Origin of the sequence: Pedobacter nyackensis, from assembly GCF_900176505.1 — a bacterium.
Taxonomy (GTDB): domain Bacteria; phylum Bacteroidota; class Bacteroidia; order Sphingobacteriales; family Sphingobacteriaceae; genus Pedobacter; species Pedobacter nyackensis.
The window spans coordinates 87,054-100,044 of record NZ_FWYB01000019.1 but is presented as its reverse complement, the minus strand read 5'-3'; the positions used below and the strand labels follow the sequence as shown (position 1 = coordinate 100,044).

The following is a 12,991-nucleotide window of genomic DNA, read 5'->3' as shown; positions in this document are numbered from 1 at the left end:
TCAAATCAAAACAAGGGGTGCGGAAAAATGCTAATTGACAGTTTAAAACAGAATTCCAAAAAATTATGCGGTTGGGTAATCGATCATAATAATGACCTGAAACAAGATGGCTCAACCTATTATACACCAATGCAATTCTATCTGAAAAATAGCTTTATTGTAATGGACGAGAAAATTGAAACAGATATTATTTCAGCGGTTAAAATTAAATTTGAGTTATAAGTATTCAGGATCAATGGATTTGAATAAAATCATCCTCTAAAACTGCATAATGAAAATTATCTTTCCATTCTCCTCTTATTGGCAGGATTTTTCTTCGTAATCCCTCTTTCTGCATCCCAATTTTTTCAAGAACTCTAATAGATGCAACATTTTCTGTAGCCACACCTGCCTCAATTCTATGAAGAAGCAATCTTTCAAAACCAAATTTCATGACTAATAGCGCAGCCTCCGTAATGTATCCCTTGCCCCAATACTTAGGATGCAATTTAAACCACAGTTCGGCACTTTTAAACTTACCTAAACCATTACTAAGTCCAATTAAGCCGATTGGTTCCTGATTAACTAACGACACACAAAAACCATATTCTTTTCTAGGGCTATGATTCTGCTGTTCCATATATTTTCTAAGATAGTCTTTTGACTCCTCTATAGATTCGGGTATATCAAGGGTGGCATACTTTTGAACTTCAGGTTTTGAATGGATTACATAAATAAAATCTAAATCATCATAATTTAAATCTCTAATTATCAAACGATCTGTCGTTAAATTTATAATTTCAGTCATCATTTAGGCATTCTTTTCCTTTTTGAAATTTCCCCTGGTAAAGCCTCATCAGGAAAAAAATCCTTCATAGAGCAATTCAGAATTTCAGAGATTTTATTTAAATGGTTCAGATTGTACTTGTCGGGCGTTTTACCGCTTTCCACATTCCCTACAAATTTTGCATTGAGCTCCATATCCACAGACAAGCTCACTTGACTGATCCCAGCTTTCATTCTTAGCTCTCTAACTCTATCAATCACAAATTGTTCTATTTTGGAAATTTCACTCATCTAATGGCTAAGTAAAACAATATTAAAAATAAATTCACCCTGATATAGCAGGGTTTGTTATTTTATTCTTAAATTAGACATATGAAATAAAACACTAACAGAATATTATTAAGAGTCTTACGGTTACAAAATCTGACGCCGTTAACGTAGGACAGCAGAGTAATGCCATATCTATGTGTAGATGTGCTATATTTGCGCATTGAGATAGATGTGGGATCTGCTGTAAATCCATGTTAACGTAAGGCGTCAGAAACTTTAATGGTAACCATGGTTGGCAGATTCCACATTTATTGTTTCTGCTACTTTGAGACTCATTTAACTAGTAAACCAATTAAATGAGATCAATATGGAACTACAAATCTTATCACCAACAGAAGATCATGCGATTTACTCTAGAGAGTTTATCCTTCAGCTTGACCAAAAGTTCAAGCCTCTTAAAATCTTCACCTTTTCTAAAAACAGCTACCCCCAAGATGATCAAGGCCGTTTAAGGTTTCAGAATTTGTCACACTTACCAAAGGAATGTCTGAAGAGACAATAACGCATTTAGCCCATCAGGCTATACAATCAATTTACTATTCAATACTGATTTAAAACTTAAGATTATGGAAAACATTATGAAAAAACTGGATTACCAGCCCGCAAATCTAACAGATTACGAATTAGAGAGCCCTTTAAGCACAATGACTGACTTTTTTGATAACAATGAGCTCCACGATGTAAGGGAAAAAGCTTGGCAACTCTACAAAGGATGGGTGAATAACTCAGTCGATTTTGCCGAGGGGGACGAAAATGCTGATATGCTATATTTCTACACCCAGCTCATTGAATTTATAAACGCGGCTTTTATACATACCGAAAGGAGAAAACTGGAAATTACCCCCTAACGGATGAACAGAAAAGACGATCCAATTAATAGTATGCCAAAAAGGTTTTTCGTAAACACCAAAGCAAAAACGAAGCAGGGCTATGTGGGTAAGGTTTTTTGCAGGCCGCAAATGCGGGTGGGGCAAAAATCATTTTTACTCCACCCTTATCGACTTAGCCCTTGCTCCTGTTCCTGCTCGTTTTGTTTTCGTTTTTTCCTTCTTTTTCCAACGCCCTCCTTAGGATTCATTCCTGACCCTGCATTATAAACAGGCTCCATAATGACTTGAAGAAAACTGGAAACGGTTTGTCCAACACTTTCCAGCATAACTGTGGCGGTTTTAAATACACCATCAGCAACACCTTTAACCAACTCATTGGCCATAGATTTTGACTCGTAATTTATTTCTAATCCCTTTTCCAATATCATGAGCTGTTCCCGTTGCGCTAAGTTTCCATTTTTCTTAATATTTGCGTATGCTATGGTTTCATTCAGGTTTCGTTTAAAATCGAATAACTGATCAAACAGCTTTTCACCACTTTGTTTAAAGGCTACCCTATCAAATTGCCCCATCTTTTTCGAATGCGTTACATTCCTACCCCTAGAACTATTCATGGGACTAAGCCTAATCTTATTGGTTGCATCTTTTCGGCTTACAATCACCTGAATATGCATCTGTTGGCCTGCCTTTAGTTCACCCCTTTTCTTATCGCCATTCTTCACTTCTGCATCTTTATAGGTATAATACCTGTTGTTTTCCAACTTGGCAAACCACACCAGATCCTTGTTGCTGGTCACTCCCGACTTTTTAAAATTCTTGGCGTATTCCGTCATTGCCTTTTCAGCATACTGTTTTAACTTTTCCTTTGCACTCAGCTCGCCATATTGCTCCATCAGGTGGTTAATCTCCTTTTGGCTTGGACTAATATTGATGAGGAAAAACTTAGCCTCATCATTGCGCAGTTGCGCCTTATTGCTGTCGATCTTTCGCCGGACCTCATAAGGCTCAAAATCTCTACGCTCCTGATTAAACCAGCATTCAGGCGTTTCTTTATTGCAAGTCCTGTTTTCCTTTTCCAAATAATGAACCAGTCCCCCACTACTACCTTTGTTGTCGGCCGTTACTTTATCGGTAATGTTGATGTACATGATTATAGACGGTTGATCAGTTCTTTGGTCTTTTGAATTAATTCGTCCTTTTCCTTACCTGCAGTTGTAATACCAAAGGAATTTCTGGCTTTAATATAAGACTCCAGAATAAGAATGAACTTCCCTTTCAATTGCTCTTTGGTTTCCAGCTTGTTAAAAACTAGCTTCATGAATTCATCTGTTTGCGAAAATTTCCTAATCTGGGTATCCTGATTATTTAATAGAACCATCTGTTTAGCCATCAAATTATCATTATGCTTTAGCACCTGGGTATTGAAACGATCCACTATTTCCCCCAATTTAACGAGCATTCTAGTTACATCCGTCTTTATCGGAATGAGCAGTTCATTTTCTTGTGTTCGGATAAAACCGATATAATCCTTATGGCTTTTAAGCAGTGTAGTTTTTAAAAATTCATCGTTTAAATCTGATGGGTCTTTTTTACTTCTAAAAAAGTAGTCTACCATTTGGGTAAAGAGCTGGCGTTTACTTCTGCCCAGCTTTAGTGCAATCTTGTCAAATTTCAGCGCCACCGCCTCTGTAAATTTAACAGTCCTTAAGGTTTCATGCTCCATATATTATCTTGTTATATTGTTACCTATTCCTTTATTTGTATATCCAGATATGTTGTTATCCGTATATCCAGATATAAAGACACCCCTACGGGGTTCGTTTTACCTTGCTCTTACCGCCTCTGGCGGCCTATCGAACCTCCGGAGGGTTCGTGAAACAGCCTTAAGCATGGCTTAAAGGCTTATGGTCATGCTCTGCATAACCACCGCTTGCTCCTTTTCCAGAAGAGGAAAAGGACTTGACCTGCATGGAGCTTACCCCTCATCAATTTCATTGTCATTTAACAAAGTGATCTGGCTGGCCAAGTGTGGGTGGTATGATGGCTGATAATCTACAAATCCGTATATCACCAAATCCTTCATACACTTGTGGTAAGTAGCGAAAGAATGGATTGCCGAGTGTTTCATCAACTCACGCCTTGATATGCGAAAAGGATTTTTGCACAAACCTTTAGTATAGCACATCAGTATGGCTGAATAAAGGCTAAGGTGTGATTGATGGAAGCGCTTGTTTTTACTGGCAGCATTCAAAAAGCTGGTGAGTTGTTTTCCTGTTTCCATCATGAGTTCCCGATTTCGCCCAACAACTGGACAATATCCGCATAGGCGTAATAGAAAATACCGCCAACTTTTTCATAGGGTATAATGCCTTTAATGCGTAAGTTTTGAAGTGTACCCGATGAAATCTTTAACAGCTTTCTGACTTCCGAACTTCTAAGCCATTCTTTGGGTTGCCCATCATCAGATTTGATGGCTTGTTTAATTTCCTGAATAAGTTCGGACTTGAACTTTAACAGTTCCTCTTTAGTGAAAATTTCGATCTGCATATTTGCCTTCGTTTTAAGTTTACGAAGCAAATGTCAAATCAGCGTACAGATAAATAATGACCATCGATTCGTATCGGTCATGTACGATAGTTAAACCTGTTGCTATTTTTTAAGCTCTGTTACAGGAATAATTTCAAAAATCTGATGTTCTTTACGCACTGTTGTACCCTTTATAGGTATCTCACCCTTCTTCTCGACAAAATAATTACGTGAAGTTTCCAACGGAATATCTTTACCATCCTGCGAAAAATATTTACTGATCATTTTGGAATAGGGACTTTTCTTGTCACAAGCCAAGAAGTTTCTCCCTGATGGCAGGGTTAATCGACTCATTTGTTTAAGCAAATCAACCAAAGTTGGAAGGGCATTATCTTCTATGCTGATTTTCTGTAAGACCTCGTATTCATTCAGTTCGGATAATCTTGCTGTGAGTTTTTCAATTTCTTCCTTTTGCTTCTGAATGAGTTCTTCTTTTTCAGCAATAACAATATGTGATGGCCTTGCGTTCCATTGGTCTATCCTATTTAGATATTTTTGGAACTGTTGCAGTTTCTGGACACTGTTTCTATGCATTGCATGGTTTCGTGAAAATGGATCCTGCAATTCATAATGTTTGATTCTGTTCTGTACAATCCGCAAGACGTGTCGGAAAAAATCTTCTTCGCTATCGAGATTGTTTTCCAAAGCATAATTCTGATGATGAATGTAATAATCGGGAAACTTCTTTTCCTCCATTCTGTAGATCTTCAATAGAAAATGATTATCATCGTGGCCGTCCCATAAACCCATAAAGGTTCCTAAATCAAATGGATGTGGGGAAAATGAAAATGGTTTGCGGGGTTTGAAGTAGCTAGTTTTCATAAGCAAAATTCTGATTAAAGCTAAATTAAGATTTTTCAGAAAAAAATTATGATTGGTACCCTACAACCGACGACTTGGGCTTAATTAAAATAATCTTTAACTAAATAAGTTTTGTTGATAAACTTTCTGATATTATAAATAATATTTAAATCAATATAATAATACTTTAGCCTATCTTTAAATACATCAATAATTAACCTCCACACTATGGCTTCAACAACTAATGCAAAAAAAGAAATAATTGATTTTTTATGGGAATGGGCCGATCCAAAAGGCGACTGGGCTAAATTACTAGTAGACAAAATTGTTAAGAGCGAGGCGGCATTGTCTTCTATCGAACGACAGGATGTATTTGATTACTTTATTGATTCTTTAAGAACAACTAAAAAATTAACCTCAGTGGCTATAGTTAAGCCTACATTTACTGCTATCAGTAAGGATATAAAGCTAGCATCTTTATCTAATATTACTGGAGTAAATAGGCTTGCCAAAAATCAAAAAATGCTCTTTGCCGATAATTTAACCGTTATCTATGGGGAAAATGGCACAGGAAAAACAGGATATGGCAGGATATTAAGATCACTCGGTTTCAGTTACGAGCAACAAACAACGATTCATCATAATATTTTCGGTACAACGGAACCTAAGTCCGCTCTCGTTGATTTTAGCATAAATGGTTTAGCAAAAAGTTTCACTTGGAATGGAACTAATACTGATAATGCACTATCCAATATTTCCGTGTTTAACAATAATTGTGTCCAAATATCATTATCAAATAGAAAACTAATTGTTTCACCAATTGGCTTTCATTTGTTTGATATTGTCACGAGCGAACTAGCTGAACTTTCTGCTTTGTTAACCCTGAAAAAATTGGCATATCCTGAGACGTTACTTTTTGCAGCAGCATTGAACGATGGTACACCTCAATACAAATTCATCAACGAACTTTCAGAAAAATCAACGGACTTAAAGCTAAAAGAACTCTCTGACTTTCCAACAGACATTACAAAAGCGATAGAGCAAAAGGAAAAAGATCTTATTGGCTTAAATCAAGAGCTTTTAAATACTCAGATTAGAGATTTAAATAGCCAACTCACTGAGTTGGGATTATTAGTGACAAAAATTAAAAGTATCCAGTCTGCGTTTACCCAAACTGAATGGAAAGCACTTATTAAGCTAAATGAAGACATAGCCACACTCGAAGGAAAAACTAAACTTGGGTTGAAAGATATAGCTGAAGCCAATGGAATTCAGTTTTACGAGACTCAGCAATTTAAAGATTTCCTAACCTCAGCCGACCACTACATCAATCTTTTAGAGCAACCTTACCCTAAAGAGGGAGACAATTGCGCTTATTGTAATCAGCCCTTAGAAGCGCCCGCACAAAAATTATTGCTATCCTATAAGAACCTCTTAAACGATCTCACAGAAAATGATTTAAAGAAACTGGTTCAAAGCAGAGTTGAAATGGTCAATAAAGTTAAATTAATTGAAGATAGCCATATACTTAATCAACCCTCATTTGGCATGGATGCTGAATCTAAAATCTTACAGCCATCTGAATTAACTGCATTTAATAAAAAACTAAAAGGGTTTAAAACTCACTTCGTCAACAACACTCTGACAAATGACTTAACTTTTGATACGGATTACCCGATAATAATTAAAATTCTTGAGAGTAAACAAACCTCACTAACAAAAGCTCTTGCTTCAAAAAACGAATCTTTATTAACCATATCGGATAAAGTACTCGCAATGCAAAAAGAAATAAACGAGTTAAAAGACAGGAAATTGCTCGCAGACCATGAAGCAGATATTAAGAAGGTAATTCAGAACAAAAAGAGCCTAAAACTGTTAAACTCCAAAGCTTCTGATTTCAGTAGCAATTCGATAAGCCGGAAGACCAGTGAAGCACGGGATGAACTAATCAGTCAAAATTTTGACGATATTTTTCAAAACGAACTTAAAGCTTTCCGTAAGTCCCATCTTAAAATTGATCTTAGTTTTGGTACTGATAAAGGAAACTCCAAAATATCTCAAAAGATAAACCAATATCAGCTTACAGACATACTAAGTGAAGGTGAACAAAAAGCAATTGCTCTGGCAGAGTTTTTAACAGAACTACAGCTTGACAATTCTCAAGCACCCGTAATTTTTGATGATCCTGTAAATAGTCTTGATCATCATATCATTGACGATGTTGCAAAAAGATTTATTAAGCTATCAAAAGACCGACAAGTAGTGATATTTACACATAGCGTACTTCTTTTTAATAGCTTATTATATACTTCTAAACTGTCTTCATTCAAAGGTTTAGGTTGCAAATTTTTCAACACAAAAAATGAATTCCAGGAAACTGGCTTTATTACAGAAGCAGAAGAAATAAATACTACATTAAGCGTAGTTAAAAAGATCGAGGTTCTTTTGAACAATGCACCAAAAGGGCGAACTGAAAGTGAAATTGCGGGAGAAGCCTACGGTCATCTCCGCTCCGCTATTGAGCTTTGCGTGGAACATGAAATTTTTCAAGGAACAGTAAAACGTTACCAAAAGAATGTAGCCTTAACATCCTTTGCCAAAGTTGACGGGCAGTCGATTAACGACCATAAAGAAAAATTGAATGAGATTTTTGAAAGATGTTGTGGCTTTCTCGTTGGACACAGCAATCCTATTGAGATCGACAATAACCCTACAATTATAGGATTAAAAGCTGATTTTACTGAATTCAAGGATATCAGAAAGATATTTACTTCTTAATCATTTAACACTTTGGTGCCTACTTCTGATCTAGGTCAATTTTTAACTGATAGTAATGGTTGATAAATTCTTTAGCATCTCCTATTCTTCTTGTTCCAAGGAAAGGAGATCTAATGCGTTTTTAATTGCTACGCGAGGTAAGCGTGTTGTCAATCATCTAATAGGCAGAATCACTGCTGGTATGGGTCATCACGATTTCTTATTTTTCGACAGACGTAAAAACTTTCCAATTAAAGTTCGAAAACCAAATGACACTGATTGACTATATCAAACTAAGTTCGATGATCAAAAATGACCCGATCATCAAATAATCATCCATTTGCCAACTTGGAGTTTTATGCTCTATTCTGAGATGAAGTTCAAAGTTGGTACTATTATAAAATGAGGTAATTAATTAAAATTGGCTAGTTTTAGGGTGCCCCGAAAACCCTTTTTGAGATTTTTCGAAGCAGTTCATAAAAGTCATCTGCGCTAAACCCGCCCAAAAAAGCAACAGCCAAAACAACGGTACTTATACCTCCTGATAATTGCCCAGTTAATAACTGTTTTCCATCAATTAATAAAAAAACAACTGCTCCAGTTATAAATCCTAAGAGCGGGCGGACAAGGTACCAAGGCCACCACCTATGAAAATCGAATTCATTCTTAAAACAGGCTACACCAACGAAATTATTGATTGTACGTAGCTGTACACCAATAAGGCCAGCAATGCCATATAACAAAATAACCCATCTGTAAAAATTGCCATCATCGCTTTTATTGGAAAGAAAGGTTAATTTGTCGATTGCCCGGGTAAAGGAATAATAGTTTTTATCTCCACTATCTACCAATGCAATTAGCAACGCTTTATCATTCTCGGTAATTCCGTGTAAGGCACTTAACGTTCCTAATTTGGAATCATAATAAAACCAAACTGGTCCAGGCTTAATCTTTAAGGAGTCAGTTTTTAACCAATTAACCGTAATTGGTTTAACTTTCTCGGTCACAGTTTGATGAACATCATAAAACATTACCAATGCTAAAATGGTAGTGCATGTTACAAATGTGGCGGTATATATTGTAGCCTTGCGGGTGTTAATATTATGGGCAGCAGGTGTTGTCGGGTTTGCGGCCATCGCTTGATTGGCATTTGAACCCAACGTTCTGATAGCATTTCGGTTAAACCATAATAAAATCATGGGCAATAATGCCACAATAACTACTAGTAGCCCACCGCAGGCTAATAAAACAAACTCGTCTTTCATATTAAACAATGTCGTTAATTGCTTCACTAATGCCTTTAAAATAAGTTGCGATTGGATCTCTTGCCTTTCCAGTCGGCAGAGGGCTATTCAGATATTTACTAATTCTAAGAAGTCTTATCAGCGCATAGAAGTAAACATCTTCCTCTTTAAAAGGAATGAAATTTTTAAAATGTTTGGCGACTGAAACGTAAAACGAGCTTCGCCCCTCCTTAGCAAATAGGTAGCCAAGTGAAAGTACTGGATCACCGTAAAAACAAGATTCAAAATCTAGGATTGCAGCAAGTTCCCCTTTGGAGACAATAATGTTTTCTGATTTTACATCTCCCCAGACCATTCCAGTGAACCAATTTTTGTTTAATGATAGCTGATGTTGAATGTAATTAGCTATACTCTTGAATTCATTAGTACTCATTGCATCAACAGACTTTAAACTTGCAAGTCCTTCACTCACTGTTGCCTGAAGAAATGCTTTCCAACTGTGATAAGTTGATTCCTGTTCGGTTACACTTCCGAAATGATTTGAAGCCAATTCGCTGAAATTTTTAAGGTTTTTAACCAATGTCATACTGAAAACATCTTGTTGCTGACTATCGAGCTTTTCAAACAAAAGATTTTCACCAGGTACATTATGATAAAATATATAACCTAAATTTTTATGTATACCGCAAGTTATAACCTTTGGAACCTTTACTCCATTCTCGCTGGCGCATTTGAGAACAGAATATTCTTTTTCTGCAACGCTTGCTCTTGAGAATGGATGAACCTTAAGCATAATTTTGGAATCTCCTAAATTAATTTCGTATACGAAATTCATTCCACCCCGATAAACAGTTTCAATAGATACTGGCTGCGCTCCCCAATACTGTTCAATTAATTGTCTTATTTCATATTCAGAAATCATTAGGCAAACGAGGGGGTAAAAAAATGAAATGCAAATTCTTCTATGCTGGCCTCACGAAAAGAGTTTTTTTCTATCCACAGCGCAGTAATAGATTCAATTCTCAAATCCAGTTTTTTTGCATAATGAAGATATCGAAACCATAGGACCGTGTTTCTAGATAGTGGGATATTTTTTGATACCGAAATTTCAGGATAATCAAAGCGGACAGCTCTTAATATTCGTTGCTGTATATCTAATAATCCATTTTGGGGGTCATAAAAACTTCCGAGAAGTAAGTCAAACGCTAGTGCATTAGCTGTAATATCAAACTGATTCAAAGCGTCAGTAATATTTCGGCAGATCCATAGCCCGTTATAAAATTCTGGAATAACGATGATGTCATAATAAAATTCACCATCTCCATAAGCATGCCATCTATGAGTTCCAAATTGATTCAAAAATAGATCTCCATGTTTCTTCAAATAATCATGAATACGTTCAAATGCAGCTGGCGTGAAAAAAACATCCAAATCTTTAGCATGAAAGTCCGGGTTTAAAAATGCATCTCGCACTGCTCCTCCAGCTAAATAAACGCCGTTTATATTCAGCTCCTGCACAATTCCAACAAATCCAGAAAAGCTCGGAATTCCGAGTTGCAAATCAGTAACTAAGCGTTCAAATATATCCTTTGGATTCATTATTGGTTATTGTATCAATAATAAAGGTACATATATAATTTAATAGGGCATAATTGTCAAACAGGCTCCGACTCACAGTATATCCGCTAAACAAGAAACAATAAGGGAAATCAATAGTCGTTTAAAACTTTTTTGAGGCATCTAGCCGAATTATGTAAGAAAGTGATAAAATATTGAGCGCTTGGAAAACTGATGGAATCACGTAAAATTAAGAGCAAAATCACCCCATAATTCTTATGTTTTTTTATCATTAGAAGATATTTTGGAGTTTGGTTATAAGGAGCTTCTAATGTATTGAATAGAAAAATCGTCAATAACCTAAAGCTTAATCTTCCCAAGGCATTTTCCTGAAATAGCTTTCTTCAACACCTTCACCGATATGTAAATCCCGCTCAGCTCTTTGATTCATAAAGGGCTTTAGACCGGCATAAGGATGTTCATTTCGTTCTTCTCCACGATATTCGAGTCTAAATGTCTTGTAACCTAAAAAATCTCCTCGGGAAACTAGCAACGCACCTTCTTCAATTCTAAACCCTTCAAAAACGTATTCTCTGATTTGGTCACAGATGTAATTAGCTGCTCTGGTCAATTCTAAAACTAGATCCTCTAATAATGCCACATGATATTCATACCTCCTTAATGCATCTTCTTCAGCTTCGTGGCTCCAATCTGTATCGTCCCTGAATTTATCTCTGTAATATAGTTTATAAAACTTCTCAACTGTATAACCATCTGGTCTTTCGTTGGGATATTTATAATAAACTTTCATTAAGTCGTTGACCACATTCTTGAAATTTATCAGCGATGATTCTAAAAGTTGATATCTCCCTGGCCAGATCCTAGAAACGACATAATCAGGAAGTTCCTGAAGCGAATCAAATTGTTGCTTGGGGAAAATTTCGCTTGCCCCTAAAATCCAAGATGTCCAATTTTGCCAATTATTCAAGTCAGATAATGAAATGAACTTCTCTATATAGGACGCATAGAGTTCATCATCCTTAATTTTTTTGCCATCAACAATTAGGTTTTCTTTAACCCATTTCTCATGTGAGCTTTTAAAAGCCTTAAGTTTTTCTACTGTATATTCGAGTTCTTGGTCATCTACAGTTTTATGATCTGCGCTGCATAATAAGATTAAATTATCATACTTATCTCGTTGATCATTTGTTAAAGGGCTTTTTCCTCTTGGCCCATCTTCCTTTTGTGCGACAATATGTGCTTCTTCTCCTATAATTGAAGGATCATCCGTTGCAGTTTCGTCAACAACTAAAATCTTCTTGCATCCTGGAAACGCACACATATTCCCAGAGCGTCCCCAAATCATCTTATGTGTTTTAAGCGATATACCCATTTAAAAGTCCCTCTCCATCTGTCTGCTTGTGGTGATTTTTGCAATTAAACGATCCCTTTGCTTTTCAGTGGCATCTATTTTTTTAATGACATTTATCACCGAATCGATATCTTTCTCAAATTGAACGAATATATAAGTAATATCTTCAAAGTCGAATGGTAATAGAAAGGCTTTTCTTTCTTTTACTAATTTGTTATTTAGTTTTTTAAGCCTTTGTTCGATCTCAACATCAGTTAATTTTGTGCAGTCAATAAGATCGGCTTCTCCAGGAATGAACCGCCACTCCCTTTCATCATAAAACCTTTCAATCCTTTTTCTACCATCTTTAACAATTGTACGCGAATCGACTTTGAAATATGGAAACAAACTAAATCGACTTCCGAAAATATCGTTTTTTCCAATCGAACTAATATATCGGTAATAGGTATCCGAATTTTTGTGGAAGTATATAACTGGCGTTACGTAGTTTTTCTTAGCAAAAGACTTCTTTATTCCTATACCAAATTTACCATAACTATGAATATGCTTTTTAATTACCCCTAAAGGGATATCACAAAAGCACTTCATAGCAATTCCAGCCTTGTAGTCTGCCTCTAGCGTGTTCTCGTAAACATACCTTGCCTGAAAAGATCTCTTTTCCAATATTTCCAGCAACCAATCAATTTTCCTAATAAAGTGAAATAAACTGTCGCTGCTTACATTTTGGGAAATTTTTACCATTAGATATT

General features: G+C 36.1%; 15 protein-coding genes. 3 read left to right on the top strand and 12 right to left on the bottom strand.

What is annotated here, in order from left to right:
* Positions 1-222: hypothetical protein (locus B9A18_RS25485; RefSeq protein WP_449415909.1), on the top strand; the 222-nt coding region annotated here is incomplete at its 5' end.
* 10 nt (positions 223-232) lie between these two features.
* Here B9A18_RS25485 and B9A18_RS23035 read toward each other — a convergent pair.
* Both B9A18_RS23035 and B9A18_RS23030 read right to left on the bottom strand, forming a co-directional pair.
* On the bottom strand, positions 233-790 hold the full coding sequence (locus tag B9A18_RS23035) for a GNAT family N-acetyltransferase (protein WP_084291970.1): 558 nt from the start codon (positions 788-790) through the stop codon (positions 233-235).
* On the bottom strand, positions 787-1,056 hold the full coding sequence (locus tag B9A18_RS23030) for a helix-turn-helix domain-containing protein (RefSeq protein ID WP_084291968.1): 270 nt from the start codon (positions 1,054-1,056) through the stop codon (positions 787-789). The genes B9A18_RS23035 and B9A18_RS23030 overlap by 4 nt, the downstream gene beginning before the upstream one ends.
* Positions 1,057-1,661: 605 nt before the next feature.
* Between B9A18_RS23030 and B9A18_RS23025 the strand changes: the two genes are divergently transcribed.
* Positions 1,662-1,943, top strand: coding sequence for a hypothetical protein (locus tag B9A18_RS23025; RefSeq protein ID WP_084291966.1), 282 nt, complete (start codon positions 1,662-1,664; stop codon positions 1,941-1,943).
* A 146-nt stretch (positions 1,944-2,089) separates the two neighbouring features.
* On the opposite strand, the gene B9A18_RS23020 is transcribed toward B9A18_RS23025, so the two are convergent.
* From B9A18_RS23020 to B9A18_RS23000, 5 genes are all read right to left on the bottom strand, one after another.
* On the bottom strand, positions 2,090-3,073 hold the full coding sequence (locus tag B9A18_RS23020; protein ID WP_084291964.1) for a DUF5712 family protein: 984 nt from the start codon (positions 3,071-3,073) through the stop codon (positions 2,090-2,092).
* A gap of 2 nt (positions 3,074-3,075) precedes the next feature.
* The gene (locus B9A18_RS23015; RefSeq protein WP_084291962.1) at positions 3,076-3,648 is read right to left on the bottom strand and encodes a BfmA/BtgA family mobilization protein; all 573 of its coding nucleotides are present in this window, start codon (positions 3,646-3,648) and stop codon (positions 3,076-3,078) included.
* Between the two features lie 252 nt (positions 3,649-3,900).
* Positions 3,901-4,209 carry a hypothetical protein gene (locus B9A18_RS23010; protein WP_084291960.1) on the bottom strand — a complete coding sequence of 103 codons (309 nt, stop codon included), beginning with the start codon at positions 4,207-4,209 and terminating at the stop codon, positions 3,901-3,903.
* Entirely contained in the window at positions 4,206-4,472 is a 267-nt protein-coding gene (locus B9A18_RS23005; RefSeq protein WP_084291958.1) for a helix-turn-helix domain-containing protein, read from the bottom strand. The genes B9A18_RS23010 and B9A18_RS23005 overlap by 4 nt, the downstream gene beginning before the upstream one ends.
* 102 nt (positions 4,473-4,574) lie before the next feature.
* Complete coding sequence (locus B9A18_RS23000) at positions 4,575-5,333, bottom strand: hypothetical protein (protein WP_084291956.1); 759 nt, start codon at positions 5,331-5,333, stop codon at positions 4,575-4,577.
* 207 nt (positions 5,334-5,540) lie between these two features.
* Here B9A18_RS23000 and B9A18_RS22995 point away from each other — a divergent pair, with 207 nt between their 5' ends.
* A complete protein-coding gene (locus B9A18_RS22995; protein ID WP_084291954.1) occupies positions 5,541-8,090 on the top strand; it encodes an AAA family ATPase in 2,550 nt (849 codons plus the stop codon).
* 410 nt (positions 8,091-8,500) lie between these two features.
* Here the strand turns inward: B9A18_RS22995 and B9A18_RS22990 are convergent, their stop codons facing one another.
* From B9A18_RS22990 to B9A18_RS22970, 5 genes are all read right to left on the bottom strand, one after another.
* Positions 8,501-9,334: a hypothetical protein gene (locus B9A18_RS22990; protein WP_084291952.1), complete on the bottom strand. Its 834-nt coding sequence runs from the start codon at positions 9,332-9,334 to the stop codon at positions 8,501-8,503.
* Between the two features lies 1 nt (position 9,335).
* Entirely contained in the window at positions 9,336-10,235 is a 900-nt protein-coding gene (locus tag B9A18_RS22985) for a phosphotransferase family protein (protein ID WP_084291950.1), read from the bottom strand.
* Positions 10,235-10,912 (bottom strand): Gabija anti-defense Gad2 family protein, encoded by a 678-nt coding sequence (locus B9A18_RS22980; RefSeq protein ID WP_084291948.1) that lies wholly within the window; start codon positions 10,910-10,912, stop codon positions 10,235-10,237. Before B9A18_RS22980 ends, B9A18_RS22985 begins: the two co-directional genes overlap by 1 nt.
* A gap of 325 nt (positions 10,913-11,237) precedes the next feature.
* Positions 11,238-12,236 (bottom strand): hypothetical protein, encoded by a 999-nt coding sequence (locus tag B9A18_RS22975; RefSeq protein ID WP_144009596.1) that lies wholly within the window; start codon positions 12,234-12,236, stop codon positions 11,238-11,240.
* A 27-nt stretch (positions 12,237-12,263) separates the two neighbouring features.
* The gene (locus tag B9A18_RS22970; RefSeq protein ID WP_084291944.1) at positions 12,264-12,983 is read right to left on the bottom strand and encodes an abortive infection system antitoxin AbiGi family protein; all 720 of its coding nucleotides are present in this window, start codon (positions 12,981-12,983) and stop codon (positions 12,264-12,266) included.
* Positions 12,984-12,991: the final 8 nt, after the last annotated feature.

What these genes read in the sequence shown, in the direction of transcription:
- B9A18_RS23020 (WP_084291964.1), bottom strand. Translation starts at nt 3,073, where the DNA reads ATGTACATCAACATTACCGATAAAGTAACGGCCGACAACAAAGGTAGT.
- B9A18_RS22975 (WP_144009596.1), bottom strand. Translation starts at nt 12,236, where the DNA reads ATGATTTGGGGACGCTCTGGGAATATGTGTGCGTTTCCAGGATGCAAG.
- B9A18_RS23025 (WP_084291966.1), top strand. Translation starts at nt 1,662, where the DNA reads ATGGAAAACATTATGAAAAAACTGGATTACCAGCCCGCAAATCTAACA.
- B9A18_RS23000 (WP_084291956.1), bottom strand. Translation starts at nt 5,333, where the DNA reads ATGAAAACTAGCTACTTCAAACCCCGCAAACCATTTTCATTTTCCCCA.
- B9A18_RS23035 (WP_084291970.1), bottom strand. Translation starts at nt 790, where the DNA reads ATGATGACTGAAATTATAAATTTAACGACAGATCGTTTGATAATTAGA.
- B9A18_RS22980 (WP_084291948.1), bottom strand. Translation starts at nt 10,912, where the DNA reads ATGAATCCAAAGGATATATTTGAACGCTTAGTTACTGATTTGCAACTC.
- B9A18_RS22985 (WP_084291950.1), bottom strand. Translation starts at nt 10,235, where the DNA reads ATGATTTCTGAATATGAAATAAGACAATTAATTGAACAGTATTGGGGA.
- B9A18_RS22990 (WP_084291952.1), bottom strand. Translation starts at nt 9,334, where the DNA reads ATGAAAGACGAGTTTGTTTTATTAGCCTGCGGTGGGCTACTAGTAGTT.
- B9A18_RS23010 (WP_084291960.1), bottom strand. Translation starts at nt 4,209, where the DNA reads ATGATGGAAACAGGAAAACAACTCACCAGCTTTTTGAATGCTGCCAGT.
- B9A18_RS23030 (WP_084291968.1), bottom strand. Translation starts at nt 1,056, where the DNA reads ATGAGTGAAATTTCCAAAATAGAACAATTTGTGATTGATAGAGTTAGA.
- B9A18_RS23005 (WP_084291958.1), bottom strand. Translation starts at nt 4,472, where the DNA reads ATGCAGATCGAAATTTTCACTAAAGAGGAACTGTTAAAGTTCAAGTCC.
- B9A18_RS22995 (WP_084291954.1), top strand. Translation starts at nt 5,541, where the DNA reads ATGGCTTCAACAACTAATGCAAAAAAAGAAATAATTGATTTTTTATGG.
- B9A18_RS22970 (WP_084291944.1), bottom strand. Translation starts at nt 12,983, where the DNA reads ATGGTAAAAATTTCCCAAAATGTAAGCAGCGACAGTTTATTTCACTTT.
- B9A18_RS23015 (WP_084291962.1), bottom strand. Translation starts at nt 3,648, where the DNA reads ATGGAGCATGAAACCTTAAGGACTGTTAAATTTACAGAGGCGGTGGCG.